Genomic DNA, 23,482 nt, shown 5'->3' on the forward strand with positions numbered 1-23,482 from the left:
CGAAGGCGGTGGGTCAGTCAATTCATCTGTCACTGACCCACCGCATTCGCGAGCAAGCCCGCTCCCACATTTAGATCGCGTTACGTCAGGATCACGTCAATGCAGGTGATTGGACGCGCAGGCCTTACAATGAGCGGGTGCAGGCTCGGGCACTTATCATGACCGCTCACTTATTCCCAGGCTGGGGCTTTAAATGGACATCAAGCAACTCAAATTCCTGATCGCGCTGGAGCAGACCCGGCACTTCGGCCAGGCGGCTGCGCGCTGCCACATCACCCAGCCGACTCTGTCGATGCGCCTGCGCAATCTGGAGGATGAGCTGGGCCTGGAGCTGGTCACCCGTGGCCAGCGTTTCGAAGGCTTCACCCAGGCCGGCGAGCGCGTGCTGGCCTGGGCCAGAACCCTGCTCGCGGCGCATGACGGTTTGTTTGCCGAAGCGGCGGCATGTCGTGGGCAGTTGGTGGGCAGCCTGCGCCTGGGCCTGGTGCCGCTCAGCGGGTTCAACTCGATCAGCTACATCCAAAGCCTGTCCCATACATTTCCAGAGCTCAAGTTCAGCCTGTCGTCGATGAGCTCGGACAAGATCATCGAAGGCCTGGGCACCAACCAACTGGATTTGGGCGTGTGTTACCTGGACCACGTAAACCCCAATTACCTGGAGGTTTTCGAACTGGGCGAGACCCGCGTCGGCCTGTTGTACGACACGCGCCACTTCCAGTTCGAAGGCACCGAAATGAGTTGGGAAGATGCCGCGCAATTGCCCCTGGGGATGATCAGCAATGGCATGCACTATCGAAAATCCATTGACCTGAGCTTCCGCAGCCGTGGCCTCGACCCGCAACCCATTCTCGAAAGCGATTCGACCTATCAGCTGTTCCAGGCGATCCACGAAGGCTTTTGCTGCGCGATCATGCCGCTGGACAGCGGCATGGAAAACCCGATCGAGAACCTCGCCTTCATCAACCTGCCGGACGCCAGCGTACTCGCGCCACTGGGGTTGGTGATGCGCAAGACCGAACCGCGCTCGGCCATCGCCGAGAAGTGTTTTGCCCACGCCAAACAAGTGTTTGCCGCCAAGGGCACGCACTGACGCGAAAGGACGAACACTCTCACTGTGGCGAGCAGGCTTGCCACAGGTCCAGCGTCGCACCACAGTTAGTAGATAACTGTGCAAGATGACGAATGGCTCAGTTCGACACTTGCTCAAGGAAAATCAGTTGCAGCGGCTCACTGAGCAAGTCATCGGCCGTGGCTGCAAATTGCTTGAAGTACGGCGTGGCAAAATGCGCATCCAGGGCCGCCTGGTCCTTGAACGCTTCACGCATGTAGAAGGTGCCAGGCGCATCGCGCAGCTCAAACAGCACATAGTCGAGGTTACCGGGCTCGGTGCGCGTTGGCGCAATCAGGGCCAACAAGCCGTGTTTGAGGGCCTGCTGTTTGCCGGGTTTGGCTTTGAGCACGGCGATGGAAACCAAGGGTTTTGGCATAGGGGTCGCTCCGTCAGGGGAATGGCTCGCACACCCTGCAATCAACAGCGCAAGCAGGGTAAAACTCATCGTTTTGAGGACCATTTGGATATCCGTCGCAGGTGTGTGAGGAGATATCCAGCCTAATGAAACCCCCGTCGCGTTAGCCATCCGCCAGGGGCGCATACACTTTCAATGAAATATTGAAAGCAACTCAAGCACCACTCGGTCAAAAGTGGGAGCGGGCTTGCTCGCGAAGAGGCCGTGTCAGTCACAGATGTTTTGACTGACCCACTGCATTCGCGAGCAGGCCCGCTCCCACATTTGGCGCGCACTGCATCAAGAGGATGTGTTGCTGCCCTACGCCCAAGCCATCGCCACTCCAGCCAGGTACAACCCCACGCCGAACACTGCGTGACTGATCACACTGCGCAGGCAGTTCTTGGCCGGCGTGGGTGTCTTGGAGGAGGCAAACCCCGCGCCCATGGCGGGTTGAATCAAAAACAGCGGAACGGCCACGGTGGCGATACCCAATACCAATGCCGCAGGGGCCTTCAAGCGTGCCAGGCACGTAGGCGCGAGCCAGGCACGTTAGTGTTCAGTTGCCCCTTTGCAGGCAGCCGATCAAGGTCTGGATGAAGCCTTGCAGCGCAGTGGGCAGCGCGCGTTTAGGCATGGTCAGCACCTGGACCGTGCGGTCGGCAAATCGCGGGTTCGACAGCGGCACCGAGACCAGGTCACTGCCGTCGTTGACCCGCTGGCTGATCGCGCCACCAAACGCGATGGTGTCGGAATGGCGCACAAACTCATGGATCGCGCCGGAGTAGTTGCAGGTCATCACATGGTTGAACTGCAGCTTTTCCATTTCGCACACCAGGTCAAACAGCTGCCGCAGGGTTGTGCCTTTGGGGGTCAGCGCCAAGGGGAACGGCAGCAGCGCACGCATCGGCAATGTCTTGAGCGACGACAGCGGATGGCCGGTACGCATCAGCGCGCGGATCGCCGAGCGGCCTGAATAGAGGATCTCGACGCCATCAGTGGGCGCGGTGCTGAACGTCAGCCCTACATCGGCATCGCCACGTTTGATTTTTTCCGCGCATTCAAGCGGCGACATCACCTCCAGCACGTACTGGAAGTCCGGGGCTTGCTGGTAGTGCTGGATCAGCACATGGGGCAGGAAATAACGCGAAAGGCCCTCCGTGGACACCAGGCGAATCACCCGCGCACCGGGGTAATCGCCGCCGCGCAGCTCCGACAGCAACGCTTGCTCTTCCAACGACGCACGTCGGGCATGGTGGGCCAGTGCGTTACCCGCCGCCGTCGGTTCCATGCCCCGTGGCCGGCGCTCGAACAACGCCACACCGACACTCTCTTCCAGCAATGCGATCTGGCGGCTGACCGCGCTGGGCGCGATGTGCAAACGCTCACCGGCGGCGGCCAGGGAGCCGGAATCGAATACGGCCAGAAAGTAACGGTAATCCACGGGCGTTTTCCTTAAAAAAGCATCTATTAATTAGAAGCCACTCTTCAAAAAACAGCAATATACAGTCTGGTAGGTGACTTCTATATTGGCCTGAATCTTTCAGCCTCAGTGGATCGCTTATGTCCAAGCAACAGGCACTTGCCAGTGTTCGCCAGCACTTCTGCGCCGGCCATTTTGAAGCCGACCTGCGCCGCCGTGTGGCGATTCGCAGTGAAAGCCAGGCACCCGGCCAGGCGCCCGAATTGGCGCGTTATCTGCGCGATGAAATGCAGCCGGCGCTGGAGCGCATGGGCTTTGCCTGCCAGCCGCTGACGAACCCGACAGGCGCAGGCCCATTGCTGTTTGCGGAGCGCCACGAAAGCGCAGACCTGCCGACCGTGCTCACCTATGGGCATGGCGATGTGGTCCTGGGTTACGCCGAGCAATGGCGTGAAGGCCTCGACCCTTGGGTGCTGACGCTAGAAGGTGATCGCTGGTATGGGCGCGGCACCGCCGACAACAAGGGCCAGCACAGCATCAACCTGGCGGCGCTGGAAGCGGTGATCAACGCTCGCCAGGGGCGACTGGGGTTTAACGTCAAGGTGCTGTTTGAAACCGGTGAAGAGTGCGGTTCGCCCGGCTTGCGTGAGGTCTGCACGGCTCACCAGGCGCTGCTGCACGCCGATGTGTTTATCGCTTCAGACGGTCCACGCCTGAACGACAGCCGCCCGACGCTATTTCTCGGTTCTCGCGGTTCGGCGCTGTTCTCCTTGCAGGTGCAGGCCCGCGACAAAGGCCTGCACTCTGGCAACTGGGGCGGCGTGATGTCCAACCCCGCCGTGGTGCTGGCCAACGCGTTAGCCAGCCTGGTGGATCAGCATGGGCGCATTCGCTGCCGAGGGCTGGTACCGGCATCGATCCCCGACTCGGTGCGTGAAGCCATCCATGACTTGGGCATTGATCAACACGCGCTCGGCCGCCCACTGGATTTGGATTGGGGTGAGCCAGGGCTGACCCTGGGCGAACGCCTGTTTGCCTGGAACACCCTGGAGATTCTGGCGTTTACCGCCGGCAACCCTGCCAAGCCGGTAAATGCCATTCCACCGTCAGCCATCGCGCATTGCCAACTGCGTTTTGTGGTCGGCACCGATTGGCAGAACCTGGAGCAACTGCTGCGCCAGCACCTGGACGCGCAGGGTTTTCACAGCGTGAACATCGTGATCGATCGGTGCACACCCAGCACGCGCCTGGACCCGGACAATGCCTGGGTGCGCTTCGCCAAAAAAGTCATCAGCGACACCACGCCCAGGCAGGTCGCGGTGCTGCCCAACCTTGCCGGTACGCTGCCAAACGACATTTTCGCCGATGTGCTGGCGCTGCCGACCGTGTGGGTTCCGCACTCCTACCCCGGCTGTTCGCAGCATGCGCCCGATGAACACCTGCTGGGTTCGGTGGCACTCGAAGGCCTGCAGATCATGACGGCCCTGTTCTGGGAACTGGGCGACATCGCGCACTCGCGCGCCGAATAAAAACAATGGGCTCGACCCTTTGCCTCTGCCGCTCACACACTTACAAAACCAGGAGCGTCGAACATGACAGCGTTATCACCCACCCTTGTTACACCGGCGGTTGAACCGGCCAAATCCATCTGGAAACCGGTCGGCGCCGCTTTGATCGGCAACACCCTTGAATGGTTTGACCTGTCGGTCTACGCCTACTTTGCGTTGACCATCAGCAAGGTATTCTTCCCCGCCGCAGACCCGGCCGTGTCATTGTTCCTGGCCTTCGCGACCTTCGGTATTTCATTCCTGATTCGCCCACTGGGCGCTGCGGTGCTGGGTTCGTATGCCGACCGCCAAGGGCGCAAGAAAGCCTTGAGCCTGTCCATATTGCTGATGCTGATCGGCACCGCCATGATCGCGGTAATGCCAGGCTACGCAAGCATCGGCATCATCGCACCCATCGGCATTTTGTTTGCCCGCCTGCTGCAAGGCTTCTCCGCCGGCGGCGAGTTTGGCAGTTCAACCGCGTTCATGATGGAACACGCGCCGCAAAAGACCCGCAACTTCGTCGCCAGCCTGCAATTTGCCAGCCAGGGTTTTGGTGTGGTGATTGCCTCGTTATTCGGCTACTTCCTGACCACATGCCTTAACGATCAACAGATGCTCGACTGGGGTTGGCGCGTGCCGTTTTTGTTTGGTTTGATCCTGGGGCCGGTGGGGCTTTATATCCGCCGCACGGTGGATGAGTCACCCGACTTCAAGGAAAGCGCGCCGGGCTCGCAGCCGTTAAGGGACGTACTGTATTCACAGAAGACCTTGTTGCTGGTGGCCATGGGCGTGTTGATCGTGTCGACGGCCTCCAACTTCATGATCAAATACATGCCGTCCTATGCCGCCACCACCTTGAACATTCCCCAGTCATCAGGCTTTTTGGCGACCCTGACCGGGGGCTTGATCCTGACCCTGGTCACACCGGTTGTCGGCTTCATTACCGGCTTTGTCAGCCGTATCAAGATCATGCTGTGGGCGTCGATCCTCTATATGTTGATGATCGTTCCGGCGTTCATGTGGCTCAATACAGTTCCCAGTGCCACCTCGCTGCTGCTGGTTGTGTCGATGATGGCATTGATCAAGGCCGTGTACTTCGCACCACTGGCCTCACTCATGGCGGATGTGTTCCCTGTGCAGACCCGCGTCACGGGCATGTCGCTGAGCTACAACCTGTCGGTAACGATCTTCGGCGGGTTTGCACCGGTGATCGCCACGGGGCTGATCGCGATGACGGGTTCGCAACTGGCCCCCAGTTTTTATCTGATCCTGGCCGCCGCCCTGAGCATCAGTGCCTTGTGGGTCGCCAAACGGAGGTTAAGACTGCGATAGCAACGCGCGCTACCAAAACCCTGCCCTACCAAAACCAATAGGGCAAAAACTTGGGTGTCGGCTCACCGGCCAACTCCAGGTGGTAAGTAATCGAATTAAAGAAGAACATATCCAGGATCAGGAAGGCTGCAGCACCAAAACACAACAGCAAGAACTCCCGCTGTGGATGTATAGCGCCTGTTTACTCAGCTTAGTAAGTTCTGAACAACAGCTGAATAACTGTTAATAAAAGCACTGATCAACTAACACAGGTATTGATTTTTTTACTTATAAACTCGGCTGCGCCGTGAAGTAACGCCCAGGCGTCACCCCAAACGTGCGGCGAAACAGTGCGATGAAGGCACTGACGTTGTCATAGCCCAACTCCAACGCGACACGCGTGACCGGCGCGCCCGTGGCCAGCCTTTCCAGCGCGCGCAACAAACGCACGCGCTGACGCCACGCGGTAAAGCTGAACCCGGTTTCCAGCACAAACCGACGCGTCAGGGTGCGCGGGGCGATGCCCGCCCAGGCCGCCCATTCCTGCAGGTGGCGCTCGTCGTCCGGGCAATCGGACAGCGCCTCGGCGATCTTGCGCAGGCGCGCATCCTGAGGCATCGGCAAGCCCAAGGTCACACGGGGCAGTGTGCGGATCTCATCCACAATCACCCCGGCCAAGCGTCGCTGCGCAGCATCCAGCTCAGCGCTCTGCCAGTCGGCAGCGCGCAACACCGCCTCACGCAAAAGGCCGGAGGTGGCGAGGATGCAAGGCGTATCCGGCAGCTCCACACAGCCCTGCGGCGACACATAGACACTCCAGCCTGCGAAGGGGCCATGGGAGCACGCACCATGGGAGATATTCGGCGGGATCCACACCGCATGGGTGGCCGGCACCACCCACTGGCTGGCGCCGGCGTCCACCGACAACAAGCCCTGGCTTGTGCCCAGTAACTGCCCACGCCCATGGCAATGGCGCTCGGTGATACGCCGTTCAGCGTCCACTCGGACCACGGTGACCACCAGCGGGTCATCGACAGCAGCCAGTACCGAAGAGGGAATTAACGGAGTGGGCATAAGTGGCCTTAACAGACTATTGATTGTCTTCGATAGCGTACTCAGGCCAGATTGGCGCGTCTATAGTCGCAGCCTCTCCTCCCAGGAATACACAGCATGCGCGCCGAAGAACTGTTACCCGATGACCAGAATCAGACCGAACGCCACGGCGTTGTCATCCGCAAAGGCAGCGTGGGCGCCTTTCTGGTGAATGCCCAGGCCTGGTGTGACCCAAACACCGATGCACAGCTGCGAACTGTCGCCGAGCAAGACCTGCTGGCGTTGCTGCCGGCATTACGCGCGCTGGGGCTATTCGAGGTGTTTACGATTCGAGACCCGCAGTTGCAGCGCCTGGTGGATCAGTATTGAGCGCACGATTGGCGGGCGGGTTACTACCAGGATGCAGCCGATCTGCCGGCGCAATACGCCCGTGCGGATGGCGGCGCGCAGTTGAGTTATACAACCCAGCCTACGTAATGCCAGCCAGCTATGCGTTCGACCTGACAAGCATTGACCCGTGGCGAGGGAGCTTGCTCCCGTTGGACTGCGTAGCAGTCCCATTTTTGCGGCGGCTGCGCGCCCCAGCGGGAGCAAGCTCCCTCGCCACATTTGCATAACGACAAAACCCGAACTACTGTATTTATATACAGCCATCAAGTGAAGCCACTTTTGCGCTGTAGAAAAACAGCGCTATGACGGCGGTCATACGCTTCGGGCCATGTCGACCCGCACCCAAGCACGCACTTTACTTAAGGATGAGTAGCATGAACGACGACTTGCAGCAGTCAGGCTCTACCACAACGACCCAGACTACCGTCTCGCAGGAGCAGATCAAAACCGGCAGAGTCCTGGATTTCACCTGGGCGCCTAACGCCAACACCACCAGCACCATCGTCTCGGCAGACTACATCGACTACCAGGTCGATACCTCCCAGGGCAGCCCTACCGGCGACAGCCACTCCATTGCCCGCTTTACCTATGCCCAGGGCAAGGGTGGCGGCCAGATCAGCACACTGTTTCTGGAAGAGTTACGCGCCGGAGTCCGTGCCAACACCCAGATCGGGCTGATGGTGGGGCGCAAATGGGCGCTGGACCCCAGCACAGACGTCTCCGGCAGCATCGGCACCTATGTGCTGGAACAATTCGATGACATGCGCGCCAGTGTCAACTATGTCGGCACCTTCGCGCGCGTCTTCGCCGACCCCAGGATGGTCACCTACCACGCCGGCGGCCACGTGCACACCAGTGCCTCAATCACGGCCAGCAGGTCCTTGACCATGGCCGACTCGGGCAAGTCGATTCTGGTGATCAGCAACACTGACGTCACACTCATCCTGGGTGACAATGTGACTGAAGGGTTCAAGGCCACGCTGATCCAGGCGGGTGCCGGCAAGATCAACATTGCGGCATCGGGCAGCCACACGCTTTACAGCAACGCGGGGGTGCGAACAAATACGCTCAATCCACTCGATGAGCTGGAAGTCAGTACCTTCCCGGCCGGCCCGGTCTTCCTGGCATTCCGCGTCAGGCCTGGCGCTTGACACGCTAACGGCAAAGCGCTGGCCAAGGAGGCGCTCAAGGCCAGCGCTACCTGTATGCTGCTGATGCACTTGCCCGTTGTACTTTTTTTGAACACTGCAAACGCCTTCAACACTAACACCTTACCCATTCGCTCCAACGGTGGTTCCCATGGCCCAAGACCGACACCCGCCGGCCCCTGAAAACCGGCTAATCCGCCAGGCTACGCCTGATGACGTACGCGCCCTGGTCGAGTTGGACGCCTACGCCACAGCCCACGCTGATCGGCGCGTGTTTATCCATGACGCTGTGGTTAGCCAACGATGCCTGGTCGCCGTCACTGCCGGCGAGTGCGCGGGTTACCTGGTGTTGACTGATGACTTTTTCAGCTACGACTTTGTTGCGTTGGTAGTCGTACATCCGAAACACCAACGCCAGGGCGTGGCACTGCGGTTATTGGCGGACGCAGAAGGTTTATGTAAAACGCCTAAACTGTTTGCCTCCACCAATACCTCAAACCTGCCGTCCCAAGCCCTGCTCGCCAAGGCAGGGTTTGTAGCGAGCGGGCGAATCGAGAACCTTGATGAGCATGACCCTGAGCTTGTGTACGTCAAATTCATCAGCTGATCAACGAGCCGTTCCAGGCAGGCCAAAGCGTTCCGCGTAACCTCCAAGTGACCAGCCGTAGGCCAGGTTACGTTCCGGGTCTATGACCAGGTAATAGTCGTACCCCGCATCGTGGCAACGATAGAAACTTGCTCGGCCTGACGCCTGCACATCTTTCAAGCCACGGAAGAACTCTTCAACCTCTTGGACCCATCGGGATCTCGGCAGGCGCAATTGGTCGGCCAACAGTTTGCTACATTCCTCGGGTGGCCTACTGGAAGCGCTCGCGTAACTGAACCAGACCTCGTTCGTATCAATATCATGTGTTTCACGAATGCCAACTGCCGACGCTGGCAATTGACTGGGCAGCCACCGCCCTTGCCCTATCGCGTCGGCATCGAGCGCCGCCGCATAGGATTCGTAGCGGTTTGATGAAATGTCCAGTCGCCCGCACGCCAACAGGGCCAGTGGAACGAACAAGTAAAATAGTTTTATCCGCAAAAGCATTCAGCTACTCCACACAAAAACAAAGAGGACGGGGCAACCCTGTAAGCATGCGGCCAACCTACCCTCATGATCCTGAAGGCATTCTCATAGGGGAACAAACGGCAAAAAATACCGCTCAGTATAGTGTTGCCAGGTAGCCTCTCCCGACCGGCAAGCAGGAGGATAGCCTTTGTCCACTTCCACGCTGACTTCGCATCTTTACAGCACGCCCCGCCATACCACGCACTATCTGGAGGCGGGCCCGGCCGATGGGCCGTTGATGATATTCCTTCACGGCTGGCCCGAGCTCAGCCTGATCTGGCGCGCGCAAATCGAAGCGTTCGCTGCCCAAGGCTGGCACTGCGTCGCACCCGATATGCGCGGCTATGGTGGCTCCTCAGCGCCATCCGGCATCAACGCCTACACCCTGGAAAACATCGTGGCCGACATGGCCGAGCTGCATGACCATCTCGGTGGAGCACCTGCCATTTGGGTGGGCCATGATTGGGGCAGCGTGGTGGCGGGTGAACTGGCCGCCCATCAACCGCAGCGCAGCCGCGGCGTGGTGCTGGTGTCGGTGCCGTACTTCCCGAGCACCAACGCACTGCCCACGCTCGTCCCGCTGGTGGACCGCACGCTCTATCCGCTGGAACAGTATCCAGACGGTCAATGGGACTATTACCGCTATTACAACACCCACTTTGCGAGCGCTGTCGCTGATCTTGATGCGGATAAAGCCGCATCGCTGGCGACGATTTACCGACGCGGCGATCCGGCGAATATCACCAAGGTGGCATCTAACGCCGAAGTGACTCGCAAGGGTGGGCGGTTTGGCGAGGCGCATCGGGCGCCACCCACCCAACCCGACCCGGCGCTATGGCCGCAGGCGGACTTCGCGGCACTGGTACGCAGTTTCGAGGCGCGTGGTTTTCGCGCACCTTGCGCGTGGTACCTGAACGACGCTGCCAACATCGATTACGCCCACCGTGCGCCCAATGACGGCCGCCTGTCGTTGCCGGTACTGTTTGTGAACGGCGATTACGACCCGATGAACACCATCAGGGGTAATCGGTTGGGCGATCCCATGCGTGCGGCATGCGCAGACCTCAGCGTAACCAGCTTATCCGGTGGGCATTGGTTGCCGGTGGAGTGCAAGACCGAACTGGTTGAGGTCATAAATACCTGGCTGCAAAGTAGAAATTTTAGCGGACAGCCAGGCTAGAGGCCGACTCAATTCACCGAGACCAGTTTGAGCCCAATCACGCCTGCCAGGATCACCGCGATACAGAGTATCCGCGATAGCGACGTCGAGTCGCCCAGCAAGGCCATGCCGACATTTGAAAGGGTCCGCCGGGCCTCGAAACCCGGCGAGAGCGTATGGGATCAGGCTTTTTCGGCGGCTGCCGGTTTCGAGCGGAATGCCACGCCGAGTCGGTTGAATGCGTTCATCAAGCTGATGGCGTAGGTGAGATCGGCCAATTCCTTTTCGCTGAACTCAGTGGCAGCGGCTTCATAGACGGCGTCGGGAACGCCGGTTTCGGCAACCCGCGTGACACTTTCCGCCCAGGCCAGTGCAATGCGTTCACGTGGGGTGAAGACATTCCCGGCATCGTGCCACACCGGCACCAGCATCAGTTTTTCCGTCGCGACACCAAGGTTGAGCAGGTCGCGAGAATGCATGTCGATGCAAAACGCACAGCCATTGATAAGCGAGACCCGCAGGTAAACCAGGTCGATCAACTCGGTGGGCAAACCGCTCTTGAGCAGATAGCCGTACACATTGCCGAAAGCCTTGTAGCCCTCAGGGGAAGCGCTGGAGTAGTTGATACGGTGAGTCATGATGAATCCTCGGGGTTTGATGTTTGGAGGACTGCATCGTGGGGCAGCTTGGCCTATGCTTGAAGAGCCATGTTTTGCCTAATGCCATAGGCCATGTTTGCGGCGTCATGGCCTGGTCGCCCAAGCGGTTTATGGCCCTTTGAAGCAGGTCATGTGTAGTGGTCTAATGAAACCGGACACCCATTTAGGCGAGAATGCTCGCCAGATCGAGGTGTCAGATGACCAAACAACGCCGCTCCTTTACTCCTGAATTCAAACGCAAAACTGTCGCAGCGTGCAGAAATGCAGCTTGGCTGCCAAGTGCTAGAGAATTAAAACTGTCGCAGCGAGCTACAACGCGGCTTTAACGCACATTTCAAAGCTACGGCGGCTCATCAATCGCCGGGCCTAGTTGAAAGCCGTTACTCGTCGCCAGAACTGGTTGGAGTTTATGTCTGGGCAAGGTGGAGATAAGGCCCTAAAGATCCCAAGATTTTTCATCAATCAAAAAATTGGAGACGTATTCACGCTGCAGTTGGGCGGTTCAGAGTCCAGCCCAGATGGCAGTTAATAAACTCACCTTGCGCACCGTCGCAGTAGTAAGGCGTGCGCGCCTTCGATAAGGTATATAAGTTGATAGTGGAGCACGAGCATGCGACTTAAGGCGACCAAAGACCATAACGTTCGGATCGGAGAATACCAACGCTTTACTAGGGGCGATGACGATAATGAACAACAGGTTCTTCAGATAGTCGCCCCTGCGGGATAAGGGATAGTCAGAAACAAGCATGGTAACTTACAGCTGAACTCCTGCATGTGCGCTGCCACGAGACCATCTGGGAACGACTGGTCAATTAGCGGCAAAGTCTCGTTCTGAGCAAGCAACACCAATGACACCACCCCGAGCGAATCACTCGATTTAAAGTAGTCGGTGACCTCATCGATTGAACGATGCGAGGACATCTGGTCGTCCTTCATCGTCTGCCGCAAGAGATCGAGTTCTAAGCGAACATCGATGGTTTTGAGAATGTCTGGATGGCGAGCTTTCAACAACGTCAGGGTGTTCGCCAGTTGCCGACGATCAGCCAGATTCCACTCTTTAACGCTAGTACCACGTGCCGACTTGACCGATTTACGCGATGTTGTTGAAAGTAGCTCTCTGTTTTACAGGGAAACCTCCGAAACTATGATATGAACATCTTTTTGAACACTGGACGATTCGGGTAAGGAAATTCATAAGTCAATCGAGCTTAGTAGATTGTATGCCCCCTTCAAAAACTCATAGCGCGTAGTATCGTACACTGGTTTTTCCGATTCAACTGTCACTCCACCTAACCCACTCCCATTGCAAATTTACCGTTGTGCACAGGGTAAACGTGCCATGAATGTTTCGAGCTCTTTAAATTCTGGTAGCCCATGGCTGAACCGCTGTTCACCCCTTATACAAATCGCAACATCCCCATCCAATGGCTTACTATATATAAAAAGATTTCGTATATTGAAACCTTTAAATCTCGATACCTGACAGTGTTCAAGAATCAGCACAAAATAAGGCGCAATCAGCACATCAAAATTCCTGAGACCATAGCGGTTCAACAATAGCGCTTCCTCAACCCGGGCGGTAGTTGCAATGCAGTAGTAACCCATCGCATTGAGCATTTTCTCGACAAGTATCGACTGTTCACGAACAGGATCAACAATGAGTACTCGAAGGTGTTTATCAACCATCAGTATGTACCTGCAACTGTCTCGACCCAACGGACCGAGCAGTGGAATAAGGGGCAGACAGAGTGCCAAGGAAATTTTATTATTGAACCAAGACTTGTCTCAAAAATGTGCTAAAGAGCGAAGTTGGTGAGCTGACAGGCCAGAAAATACTTTAAGATTTTTTGACCATTCACTACCAATGGGCTTTGCCATGACTGATCCTATCCTTGTCGTCGACGACCATCCTGCGGTGCGCATGGCGGTCCGCCATTTGCTTGCGATCGAAGGAATGGAGGTCGTTGCTGAAGCAGATAACGGTGCGGACGCATTGCGCCTGCTGGAAACCCATCAGCCGTGCACAGTTATTCTGGATCTTGGCATGCCCGGCATAGATGGTTTGTCGGTCATCAACCGTATTGTCGCGCGCAAATTAGCGGTCAAGATCATCGTTTTAACCGGGCAGGAAGCCACGCATATGGCCACTCGATGCATGCAGAGTGGTGCCCATGGCTTTGTGAATAAACAGAGTGATTTAGGCGAACTGGTCAATGCCGTCAAAGCGGTTCAGGCTAACTACAACTTTTTCCCTATGCATCCCCCATGTGCCCAGCTTGACCTGAACGAAAATGACGAGCAGACGCTATTAAATCGACTGACAACGCGTGAAATAAGGGTCTTATTGCAGCTGGTGGAAGGCCTGAAAAACAAGGAAATCGCCAAGCGTATGATGCTCAGCGACAAAACCATCAGTACTTATAAAGTGCGTTTGCTAAACAAACTGCGCGTCGCCACCGTGATGGACTTATTTATATTAGCCAAGCGCAATGGCTTGATCTGATCAAACGGTTTTCACGTGTATTTGTAGTTTGAACAGCTCGGTATCGGTGCGAATCCCCAACTTGCGAAATGCAGCTTGTTTCTGCCCACTGATAGTCTTGCGGCTGCGCAGGAACTTAATAGCTATCTGTGAGACGGACATCCCTTCCAGACAGCACCGCAATACTTCACTTTCTTTAGGCGACAATTCAGGGTGATCTGCAAGCACTTTGTCACCATCGAAAGGCTTTTCGATGTCACTTGGTTGTGGAATGGGCAGCTTGTCTAGCTCGGCAGACATCGCTGGCGCCAAGTAAATACGATCCAGTGCCACCATACGAATAGCTCGGAGCAATTCGTCGGTCTCCTGGGATTTGCCTACAAAGCCGTTGGCGCCTGCGCGAATGCTCATGTTGACCGTGGCAGGACGCTCCGAGGAAGAATAGATCACGATTCTCAGCTTGGGATAGTGGTTGCGGACCATTTGAATCAGACGCAGGCCGTCGAGCTCGCCATCGGTCAATTGATAGTCGAGCACCACTAAGTCAGCTTCCTGATCACGCAACCCTTCAATGAGGCCCTTGCTGTTGGAATACACACCCAGCACCTTGAAGTCCGACTCAAGCGACAGGCGGATTTTCAACGCGTCCCGGATCAATGCGTGATCATCCAGCAAGACAATACGCAACGGCGATACTACGGACCATCTCATAGCCGACTGGTTTCCTTGGTCAGAACTAGGAAACCCCCTACAAGGCTTCCGAAAAATTCCTACGTAGATTAGCTCAAATTCTCTCCCAAAGAGAACACCGACGCGCCCGTCTTTAGCCGCCATTAGCCGGCGATGGCTTTTTAACACGCCTGGCAGCGTTTGAGACAAGTCTCGTTCTCCCAACCTGACCTGGTTGTCAGAATTATCCGACAGATTTCGCCTAACCCCTTAGACGCGAAACCTTCCATGACATGCGTTATCAGCTCAGGACCCATACGATGCCTACCGATAGCATTCCTGCCCCGTCGGCAGACGAAAACCCGGCGATGCCCGCGCCGCACACGCAGATCGAAGATACCCTGCTGCAAAGCGTTTCGTGGCTTTGCGACCACTATGGCGTGGGCCGATCAGCCGAAGCGCTGACGGCCGGCCTGCCCAAGGTCGGCGTGCTGTCTCCCTCCCTGGCCCTGGCGACCCTGAACAATGCCGGTATGTCCGCAGGGCTGGTCGAGCGCCCGGCGCGGGCTTTGCCCGAGCAACTATTGCCGATCATCTTGCTGCGCCAGGAGCGCGGCGGCTGTGTGCTGGTGGGGCGCCGCAGCGACCTGCAGGCCGAAGACAAGCGGGACTGCGTTTATCAGGTAATCCTGCCGGAAGTCAGCGCTGAGCCGGTAGAAATTTCTCAGGCGGATATGGATGCGCTGTACACCGGTTTTGCAATCCTCGCCAAACGTACCGCCAAGGTCGATACCCGTGCTGGTGAAGAAACTGCGCGCCCCGCCGGGCATTGGTTGCTGACTACACTCTGGCGCTATCGCCGTTACTACCGCAGCGCGGCGATTGGCGCAGTGCTGATAAACGTCCTCGCGTTGGCGAGCATCTTTTTCACCATGAACGTGTATGACCGCGTGGTCCCCAACCAGGCGTTCGTGACCCTGTGGTCACTGGCCATCGGTGTGGTGGTGGCGATGATCTTCGAGGCAATCGCCCGCTATGTAAGGGCACACCTGTTGGACCTTGCCGGAAAAAAAGCCGACCTGGTATTGGGCACCATGCTGTTCCGCCAGGCGTTGTCGATTCAGATGGAACACAAGCCCGCTTCTTCCGGCTCGTTCGCCAACCAACTGCGTGAATTTGAATCGGTGCGCGACTTTGCCACCTCCGCCACCCTGGCGGCAATTTCCGATTTGCCGTTTGTGCTGATGTTTGTCGCGGTGATCTTTGTGGTCGGCGGCCCGCTGGGTTGGGTGCCGCTGCTGCTGATTCCGTTGATCGTGCTGGTCAGTGTCGGCATTCAATGGCCACTGGCGCGCACGATGAAAGAGAACCTGCGCGAGTCATCCCTTAAGCAAGGCGTCCTGATCGAGTCCATCGAGGGCCTGGAAACCCTAAAAGCCGTTGGCGGAGAAGCCTATATGCAGCGGCGCTGGGAAACGTTCAGCGCCCTGGCCTCCAGCACATCGATGAAGTCCCGACAACTGTCGAGTGCCGTCAATGGCGCGGTGACTTTTTTCCAGCAGGTACAGACCGTGGTGCTGATCGTCATCGGCGTCTATTTGATCGACGCCGGCGACCTGACCATGGGCGCACTGATTGCAACCGTAATGCTGGCTGGCCGCGCCACGGCGCCGCTGGGCCAGGTGGTCGGCCTGGCTGTGCGCTTCCAACAGGCCAAGGCGGCGCTGCAATCGCTGAACAAGTTGATGGCCATGCCGGTGGACCGGGATGCCGGCCGCGAGTACCTGGCCAAGCCGGCGCTCAACGGCCAACTGACCCTCAAGGACCTCGCATTTGCGTATCCCGCGCCGCCGATGCAACCCAACCCACCGGTATTGCAGGGCATTAATATGAGCATCAAGCCCGGCGAGCGAGTCGCCATTCTTGGCCGCATTGGCAGCGGCAAATCCACCCTGCTGCGGGTCATGGCACGTCTGTATGCTCCGGTCAGCGGGCAAATGTTCACCGACGGCCTGGACGTCAACCAGATCGACCCGGCCGATTGGCGCAAGGCCGTCGGGTATGTCGGCCAGGAGGCACGACTGTTTTATGGCTCGCTGCGCGAAAACGTGATGCTGGGCCGCCCGGAAGCCACCGCGCAAGAGTTCTTGCGCGTACTGCGCCTCACTGGCCTGGACCAGGTCGCTGCCCGCCACCCCAAGGGCATCAACCTGCCGATTGGCGAAATGGGCGAGGGCTTGTCCGGTGGCCAGCGCCAATTGGTGTCGCTGGCTCGCAGCCTGTTGGCGCGTCCGGCCCTGCTGTTGCTCGACGAGCCTACCAGCGCTATGGATACCCAGAGCGAAGCGCAGTTTCTGCAACACCTGCAACTGGCTACTCAGGGGCAAACTCTGGTTGTGGTCACTCACCGCCCGTCACTGCTGGCACTGGTCGAACGCATCGTGGTGGTGGATGACGGCAAGATCGTTGCCGACGGCCCCAAAGACACGATTCTGGCAGCCATGAACGGCAACGCCGGCCAAACTCGCCCTGCGCCGTCCATGCGCATGAGTTCGGCCAAAAAGCCACAGCCCACCGTGGAGTCGGCCCAATGATTCGCCATTTTTTCAATCGCCAGGCGCGCACACCGCTGCTGCCGGGTGATGCCGCTTATATGAATGACGTGCAGGAATCCCTGTTGACCCAGACTACGCCGGGTTCGAAGCTGATTCTGCACCTGATTGCCGCGGTGCTGGTGGGTGGCCTGGTATGGGCGCACTTCGCCCGCGTCGAAGAAATTACCCAGGGCGAGGCCAAGGTCATTTCCAAAAGCCGTGAGCAGGTGATCCAAAGCCTCGAAGGCGGGATTCTGGCACAGATGAATGTGCGTGAAGGTGACGTGGTCGAGAAAGGCGATGTGCTGCTCAAGATCGACGCCACACGGGCCCAGGCCAGTTACCGCGAAACCTTGTCCAAGGTCATCGGCCTCAAGGCGAGCATCACCCGTTTGCGCGCCGAAGCTTACCAGCAGCCGCTGGAGTTCGATGACATGGTGAAGACCGACAAGGCGGTGATGCAGCAGGAAATCCAGGCCTATAACGCACGCAAAAATGCCCTTAACGAAAGCGTTGGCGGCCTGCAGCGCAGCTACGCCCTGAGCATGCGTGAGATCCAACTGGCCGAGCCCTTGGCCGCCAAAGGTTTGATGTCGGAGGTGGAAATCTTGCGTATGCGGCGCCAGGCCAACGAAATCAAATCGCAGATTGTCGAACGCACCAACCGTTATCAGGCCGAGGCCAACGCCGAGCTAGCCAAGTTTGAGCTGGAACTGTCGCAGACCAGTGAAAACCTGGTCGGGCGTGCCGATGTGGTGGAGCGCACCACGATCACCGCGCCGGTGCGTGGCACCGTGAAAAACGTGCGGGTCAATACCCGTGGCGGGGTGATTCAGCCCGGCGAACACATTCTGGAAATCGTGCCACTGGAAGATCAGCTGCTGGTCGAAGGCAAGATCCGCCCCGCCGATGTGGCTTTCCTGCATCCGGGCCTGGCAGCCACGGTAAAGATCACCGCCTACGACTACAGCATCTACGGCGGCCTGAAGGGCACGGTTGAGCACATCAGCCCCGACACCCTTAAAGACGACCAGAAAGCCGCCGCCGGCCGCCCCGATGACACCTATTACCGCGTGCTGATCCTCACCGACAGAAGCACCCTCGACGCCGGCGGAAAATCCCTGCCGATCATCCCCGGGATGGTCGCCACGGTTGAAATCCGTACCGGCGAAAAAACCATTCTCGATTACCTGCTCAAACCCGTGCTCAAGGCTCGGGAAGCTTTCCGGGAGCGCTAACCATGACGTTTAAATTCGCGGGCGCACAGTCGACACTGGCCGCCCATCTGGCTTCACTGTGCCTGTTTGGCGGCTTGTGGATCGGTTCTGCCCAGGCCAATGAGCCTTCACGGCGCCCGGCTCAAGCGCCGATGCTGACTTTTGAAGCGGTCAATGAGCAAACGGCCAAACCCACGGCGCCTGCACGCGCTGGCGCGGAGCCACAGGTGCACAGCGTATCGGCCGTCGCTTATGCCGCACTCCCCGCACGCATGGCAGCCCGTGCTCAGGGTGCCTACCCGAACACCGGGCCATCGGAACAAGAGCTGCGCGCAATTTTCTTGCGAGCGGTGGAAGCGGCCGTGCTGCGCAGCCCCCAAGTGCTGCGTGCCCAGGCTGAGCAGCAGGCTTCCCAGTCCGATATCGATGAAGCCAAAGGCCAGCGCTGGCCCCAGGTCGATGTCGGTACACAAACCCAGGCCGTGCAATTCGGCAAAGGCTCGGAGAATGAGCAAGGCAGTGGCGGCATCAATGTCTCGGTGTCGACCATGGTCTACGACTGGGGGCATCTGGATAACACCATCGACAGCCGCAAAAAACTTGGCGTCGCCGCCGATGAAAGCCTGGCCGCTGAAATGGAAAACACTGGCTTTGAGGTGGTCAACACCCTTATAGAGCTGGGCAAGCAACGCATTATTGGTGACCTCAGCCAGGCGTTTGCCAACCGCATGGAAGAGCTAGTGAAGATGCTGGCCGGGATCGTCGCGGTTGACCAGGGCCGCGCCAGTGAACTGACCCAGGCCAAAGCGCGCCTGCTGCAAGCGCAGGCCTTGCAGGACGCGGCTGAGGCCAAGGCCCGGGATGCGCAAATAACCTTGCGCAAACTGGTGGGCGAGCGCCCGATCCCGATTCCGCGCAGCAAGGAATGGAACATCGGTTTGACGCAGCTTGAACCATTGCTGGATGCCGCCGCCAACCACCCGACCATTCGCCAGGCCACCGCGAAAGCCGAATCGGCCGAGCTGCAAGCCAAGGCGGTACGGGCCTCCGGCTTGCCGCAGTTGAATTGGGTCATCAGTAAAAGCACCGCCGAAGACTCCCTGGGACGCGAGCAACCCTGGCAGACCAATCTGAGCATGACGTGGGGCGCCTTCCGTGGCGGCTCGACCCGTGCAGCGGAACGCGCGGCCTTGCAGCGGGCAGACGCCAACCACCAGGAAACCGCGCAACAGCGCCAGGATCTGGAGTTTCGTATCCGTACCGCTGACAACGACGCCCGCACCCAATTGGAGCGCGCCGAGCTGTACCGCGACCTGTCGGTGGAATCCGACCGGATCCGTGAGGCGTTTTTTCTGCAATGGCACCATTTGGGCAAGCGCACTTTACTGGATGTGCTGACCGCCGAGAGTGATCACTACGGCAACCAGGTCAGCGAAATCAGCAACCGGTTTGACGGCTATCAGTCGATCATACGTCAGTACGCCAGTGCCGGTACGCTGGCGCAGTGGCTGGAGGGAACACGTCAGGCAGGCAAGTGAAGATGAGATGTGTAGACTTCGTTTTATCCGATTTTTTTCAAAGGAATGGATGCATTGAACTTATCGCTGCTCAAAGGCTTTTTTCTCGGGATTGGCTTGTTGTTACTGCCGACGGCGCTCCTGGCGGCAGACACTGCGCAGGAGGCGCAACTGCGCATACGTACACCAGTCCTGGGGCCAAAGGTAGCGTTTGACCCTGACACCCGCGCCTGGCTGGACAGCAAGCCCAAGGTGCGCGTGGCGTTTTGGGGAGGTGCGCGCCCCCCCCTGCATATGGGTTATGAGCCGGCGGTGTTTGAAGGGGTAACGGCCGATGTCCTCGGGTTGTTACAGCAAACCCTGGGCGTGTCCTTTGAGCTCAAGCGTTATACCCATCGCATCGAAGCAATGCAGGCGATAGCGCGCGGTGACGTTGATATGCTCGGGCTGTATGACGCTGGCCAGAGCGACCCACTGGTGGTGCCGAGCACGCCTTATTTGTTGAACCGCCAGGTGATCGTGCGGCGCCAGAACGAACCGCAGTCTCCCGCGGACATTGCCGCTGGCCGCCTGGCCTACTTTTCGACCAGCACGCAACAAGAGTCGCAGCTACGCCAGCAATACCCCCACAGCACGCTGGTCCGTGTCACCCGACATCTGAATGCGATGGCGGCACTGGCCTACGACCAGGTCGACGCGTTTCGCACCAGCGCCATCACCGCCGAGTTCCTGATTTCACGCTTCTACCGCAATGACCTGCATATTGCCGGTAATGCGCCCGCCCCCAATATCGCCGATATCAATTTCGGCGTCAGCGCCCGCGCACCCGAACTGCTCAATGCAATCAACCAATCGCTGGCGGGATTTCCAGTGGCGGGCATGCTGCGGATTACCTCGCGCTGGGGGCTAAGCAACAACTTTGTCATTGCCCATACTTCACTGAACCTGAGCGACGAGCAAAAAGCCTGGCTGGCCCAGCATCCACGTGTCAAGGTGCTGGTAGCGGGGTCGTATGCGCCGCTGACGTTTTTTGATGAGCAGGACCGTCTGCAAGGCTTGAGCGCCGACCTTTTGAAGTTGATCACCCGGCGCACCGGGCTTGAGTTCGACGTGGTGCGTAGCGCTGGCGTCAACGACATGGTCGTCCAGCTGGAACAGCATCAGGCGGGGCTGATCGCCGCCTTGAGCATCGGTGATTTTCGCCTGGCGCCGAACCAGTACACTCGACCTTATCTGCTCAGCCCCTTTGTCGTCGTCACCCGCAGAGCCCAGGCGGACATTCGCTCCCTGGAGGAACTCAACGGCCTGAAACTGGCGTTGCCTGCCGGCAACCCATTGTCGGCATGGGCCGATCAACACTATCCCGGCATCATCAAAGTGCCGGTCGAAAGTGCGACCCGTGGCCTGGAGATGCTGATGGCGGGCGAAGTCGATGGCAGCGTCCAGACCCAGTTCAGTGCCAATTACTTTATCAACTACCACTTCCAGCAGGACCTGCACATCGCCTCAGTATTCGGCCCGGTACCGGCCAGGGTTGCCATGGCAGTCTCTTCCGAGTACCCGCAACTCAAAGACATCATCAACCAGGCGCTGCTGGAAACATCCCCGGAAGAACTCCAGGAAATGACCGAACGCTGGAGCAGCCATGTCGTGCCTGCGGTCGCGAACCCCTGGAGTACCTACAAAGACACGGTGTACACCGTGGTCATCGGCGCGGGGCTGTTTGTGCTGGTGTTCCTGATCTGGAACTACTTCCTGCGGGCGCAGATCAACCAGCGCAAAAAGGCCGAGCAGGCCTTGGGGGATCAGCTGGAGTTCACCCGCACCCTGATCGATGGCGCCCCCGTTGCCCTTTATGTCAGGGACGAAGCCGGGCGACTGGTGCAGTGCAATCGCACCTATCTGGATTTTTTACAGGCCACCGCCGACGAGGTAATCGGCAAAACCTTGTTGGAAAGCGAACACGTCAGCCCTCACCTCAACCGCCGCTACCACCAGATGTACCTGGATATTCTCAGAGACGGACAACCGGTGTTCGCCGACCTGGAAGTACAGGTCAAGGGCCAGGCCTATCAGGTGTACCACTGGGTGCTGCCGTTCCATAACAGCGCCGGCCGCTACATCGGCCTGATCGGTGGCTGGCTGGACATTACCGAGCGCGCCCACCTCACCGAACAACTGCGCATGGCCACGGAAAACGCCTTGGAGGCCAACCATTCCAAATCCGTCTTCCTGGCCAGCATGAGCCATGAAATCCGCACGCCGATCAGCGCCTTGATTGGGTTGATTGAAATGCTGCGGGTACGCGGTGGCACGCAGGAGCAAAGGGACGCAAACCTGGACGTCGCCCACCAGTCGGCGCAGTCGCTGCTGTCATTGATCGGCGACATTCTCGACCTGTCGAAGATCGAGGCGGGCGCCATGACGCCTTCGCCCCGCCCTACCCACCTGCCTGAGCTGATGCAATCGTTGCATACACTGTTTGCGACCAATGCGCGCAAAAAACACTTGGACTTCAAGTGGGTGGTCGAGGCCGAACACCATGGCGTACTGATCGACGGTTTGATGCTCAACCAGATCGTGTCGAACTTGCTCAGCAATGCGATCAAATTCACCGACCACGGCAGCATTCAGCTGTTGCTACGCGAACTGCCCGGGGCAACCGACGCGGGCTGGGGCCGCTATGCGATTCAGGTCAGTGACAGCGGCGCGGGGTTGAGCGCGCAGCAGCAACAGGACATTTTCGAGCCCTTTGTGCAGGCCGAGCCCGGCGAGCATCGCGCCAAAGGCACGGGCCTTGGGCTGAGCATTTGCGCGAGTTTGGTGAAGTTGCTCAACGCACAGCTGAGTGTCGACAGCCAGTTGGGCCTGGGCTCGCGGTTTACCCTGGTGTTTGAAGCGCCGCTGTGTGCCATTGACGAGAGCCAGGCGTTGCAGCAGGCACCTGTGTCTTCGACGCACCGCCTGAAAATCCTGGTGGTGGAAGACCATGCGCCAAACCGCCTGCTGCTCTGCCAGCAGTTGGAATACCTGGGCCATGAAGCCGTGCCCTGCGATGATGGTGAATCGGCACTGGCCCTGTGGGAGCAGGCCAGCCCGGCCTTCGACCTGACCATCACCGACTGCGGCATGCCGCGCATGGACGGCTACGAATTGGCCCGGCGTATGCGCGACTGGGAACAGGGCATGGCCATGGGTGCTCATCCGATTTTTGGCCTGACGGCCAATGCGCAATCCGAAATCATCGAGCAATGCCTGGAAGCCGGAATGAACCGCTGCTTGTTCAAGCCCATTGGCATCGAAGCCCTTGCACCGCTGATTGCAGAGGTGGCGCAGCAGAGCGAACGACGCTTCCTGGCGGCCGCCAGCCAATCAGGCGGAGAGCTGGAGAAAATCCGCCAGCTCAGCCCTCAATCCTACGATGGGTTGGTGGAAGAAATTATCAAAACCCATCGCGAAGATGCCCTGACCATGGCGCGGCTGGTTGAACACCAGGATGTCGAGGGCCTGGGCAAATTGGCGCACAAGATACGTGGCGGCGCGCATCTGGTTGCGGACAACGAACTGACGGCGGCCTGCAACGCGCTTGAGGCGGCGGCGTTGCGCGGCGAGCTACGTGAATGTGACGCACCCGTCGCTGCGTTGCTGACCAGGCTTGAGCTGTTGGAACAGCGCCTGACGTAGGCGCGAA

General features: G+C 58.5%; 19 protein-coding genes and 1 pseudogene. 12 read left to right on the forward strand and 8 right to left on the reverse strand.

Features of this window, described 5'->3' with window-relative positions; translation table 11 throughout:
- The first annotated feature begins 193 nt into the window (after positions 1–193).
- The gene (locus ACTD9P_RS02480; RefSeq protein ID WP_438866539.1) at positions 194–1,090 is read left to right on the forward strand and encodes a LysR family transcriptional regulator; all 897 of its coding nucleotides are present in this window, start codon (positions 194–196) and stop codon (positions 1,088–1,090) included.
- Between the two features lie 97 nt (positions 1,091–1,187).
- On the opposite strand, the gene ACTD9P_RS02485 is transcribed toward ACTD9P_RS02480, so the two are convergent.
- The 3 genes and pseudogenes from ACTD9P_RS02485 to ACTD9P_RS02495 all read right to left on the reverse strand — a co-directional run bounded on the left by ACTD9P_RS02485 (position 1,188) and on the right by ACTD9P_RS02495 (position 2,949).
- Positions 1,188–1,487, reverse strand: a complete 300-nt coding sequence (locus ACTD9P_RS02485) for a putative quinol monooxygenase (protein ID WP_438866540.1) — start codon at positions 1,485–1,487, stop codon at positions 1,188–1,190.
- 339 nt (positions 1,488–1,826) lie between these two features.
- A pseudogene (locus ACTD9P_RS02490) lies at positions 1,827–2,051 on the reverse strand (DUF2938 family protein); the annotation flags it as partial.
- Between the two features lie 13 nt (positions 2,052–2,064).
- Entirely contained in the window at positions 2,065–2,949 is an 885-nt protein-coding gene (locus ACTD9P_RS02495) for a LysR family transcriptional regulator (RefSeq protein ID WP_438866541.1), read from the reverse strand.
- Between the two features lie 119 nt (positions 2,950–3,068).
- On the opposite strand from ACTD9P_RS02495, the gene ACTD9P_RS02500 reads away from it, so the two are divergent.
- Positions 3,069–4,457, forward strand: a complete 1,389-nt coding sequence (locus tag ACTD9P_RS02500) for a M20 family metallopeptidase (RefSeq protein ID WP_438866542.1) — start codon at positions 3,069–3,071, stop codon at positions 4,455–4,457.
- Positions 4,458–4,520: 63 nt separating this feature from the next.
- Positions 4,521–5,810 (forward strand): MFS transporter, encoded by a 1,290-nt coding sequence (locus tag ACTD9P_RS02505; protein ID WP_438866543.1) that lies wholly within the window; start codon positions 4,521–4,523, stop codon positions 5,808–5,810.
- 267 nt (positions 5,811–6,077) lie between these two features.
- On the opposite strand, the gene ACTD9P_RS02510 is transcribed toward ACTD9P_RS02505, so the two are convergent.
- On the reverse strand, positions 6,078–6,863 hold the full coding sequence (locus ACTD9P_RS02510) for an AraC family transcriptional regulator (protein WP_438866544.1): 786 nt from the start codon (positions 6,861–6,863) through the stop codon (positions 6,078–6,080).
- Positions 6,864–6,959: 96 nt separating this feature from the next.
- On the opposite strand from ACTD9P_RS02510, the gene ACTD9P_RS02515 reads away from it, so the two are divergent.
- The 3 genes from ACTD9P_RS02515 (at position 6,960) to ACTD9P_RS02525 (ending at position 8,987) form a co-directional block, all read left to right on the forward strand.
- Positions 6,960–7,211 (forward strand): hypothetical protein, encoded by a 252-nt coding sequence (locus ACTD9P_RS02515; RefSeq protein ID WP_438866545.1) that lies wholly within the window; start codon positions 6,960–6,962, stop codon positions 7,209–7,211.
- 395 nt (positions 7,212–7,606) lie between these two features.
- Entirely contained in the window at positions 7,607–8,383 is a 777-nt protein-coding gene (locus ACTD9P_RS02520; RefSeq protein WP_438866546.1) for a hypothetical protein, read from the forward strand.
- 148 nt (positions 8,384–8,531) lie between these two features.
- On the forward strand, positions 8,532–8,987 hold the full coding sequence (locus tag ACTD9P_RS02525) for a GNAT family N-acetyltransferase (RefSeq protein WP_438866547.1): 456 nt from the start codon (positions 8,532–8,534) through the stop codon (positions 8,985–8,987).
- Here ACTD9P_RS02525 and ACTD9P_RS02530 read toward each other — a convergent pair whose 3' ends face one another.
- Positions 8,988–9,473, reverse strand: a complete 486-nt coding sequence (locus ACTD9P_RS02530) for a YbbD-related protein (RefSeq protein WP_438866548.1) — start codon at positions 9,471–9,473, stop codon at positions 8,988–8,990.
- A gap of 169 nt (positions 9,474–9,642) precedes the next feature.
- Between ACTD9P_RS02530 and ACTD9P_RS02535 the strand changes: the two genes are divergently transcribed.
- A complete protein-coding gene (locus tag ACTD9P_RS02535; RefSeq protein ID WP_438866549.1) occupies positions 9,643–10,674 on the forward strand; it encodes an alpha/beta hydrolase in 1,032 nt (343 codons plus the stop codon).
- A gap of 161 nt (positions 10,675–10,835) precedes the next feature.
- Here ACTD9P_RS02535 and ACTD9P_RS02540 read toward each other — a convergent pair whose 3' ends face one another.
- The gene (locus ACTD9P_RS02540) at positions 10,836–11,291 is read right to left on the reverse strand and encodes a carboxymuconolactone decarboxylase family protein (RefSeq protein ID WP_438866550.1); all 456 of its coding nucleotides are present in this window, start codon (positions 11,289–11,291) and stop codon (positions 10,836–10,838) included.
- A 1,332-nt stretch (positions 11,292–12,623) separates the two neighbouring features.
- The gene (locus tag ACTD9P_RS02545) at positions 12,624–12,998 is read right to left on the reverse strand and encodes a hypothetical protein (protein WP_438866551.1); all 375 of its coding nucleotides are present in this window, start codon (positions 12,996–12,998) and stop codon (positions 12,624–12,626) included.
- Between the two features lie 190 nt (positions 12,999–13,188).
- Between ACTD9P_RS02545 and ACTD9P_RS02550 the strand changes: the two genes are divergently transcribed.
- Positions 13,189–13,815 carry a response regulator gene (locus ACTD9P_RS02550; protein ID WP_438866552.1) on the forward strand — a complete coding sequence of 209 codons (627 nt, stop codon included), beginning with the start codon at positions 13,189–13,191 and terminating at the stop codon, positions 13,813–13,815.
- On the opposite strand, the gene ACTD9P_RS02555 is transcribed toward ACTD9P_RS02550, so the two are convergent.
- Entirely contained in the window at positions 13,816–14,505 is a 690-nt protein-coding gene (locus ACTD9P_RS02555; protein WP_438866553.1) for a response regulator, read from the reverse strand.
- Positions 14,506–14,783: 278 nt separating this feature from the next.
- Here ACTD9P_RS02555 and ACTD9P_RS02560 point away from each other — a divergent pair, with 278 nt between their 5' ends.
- From ACTD9P_RS02560 to ACTD9P_RS02575, 4 genes are read left to right on the forward strand one after another with little or no spacing between them, the layout of a single operon-like run.
- Entirely contained in the window at positions 14,784–17,057 is a 2,274-nt protein-coding gene (locus ACTD9P_RS02560; protein WP_438866555.1) for a type I secretion system permease/ATPase, read from the forward strand.
- Entirely contained in the window at positions 17,054–18,295 is a 1,242-nt protein-coding gene (locus ACTD9P_RS02565; RefSeq protein WP_438866556.1) for an HlyD family type I secretion periplasmic adaptor subunit, read from the forward strand. The genes ACTD9P_RS02560 and ACTD9P_RS02565 overlap by 4 nt, the downstream gene beginning before the upstream one ends.
- A gap of 2 nt (positions 18,296–18,297) precedes the next feature.
- Positions 18,298–19,812, forward strand: coding sequence for a TolC family protein (locus ACTD9P_RS02570; protein WP_438866557.1), 1,515 nt, complete (start codon positions 18,298–18,300; stop codon positions 19,810–19,812).
- Between the two features lie 54 nt (positions 19,813–19,866).
- Positions 19,867–23,475, forward strand: a complete 3,609-nt coding sequence (locus ACTD9P_RS02575) for a transporter substrate-binding domain-containing protein (RefSeq protein ID WP_438866558.1) — start codon at positions 19,867–19,869, stop codon at positions 23,473–23,475.
- Positions 23,476–23,482 lie beyond the last annotated feature (7 nt).

Source organism: Pseudomonas onubensis, assembly GCF_965653655.1.
Taxonomy (GTDB): Bacteria; Pseudomonadota; Gammaproteobacteria; order Pseudomonadales; family Pseudomonadaceae; genus Aquipseudomonas.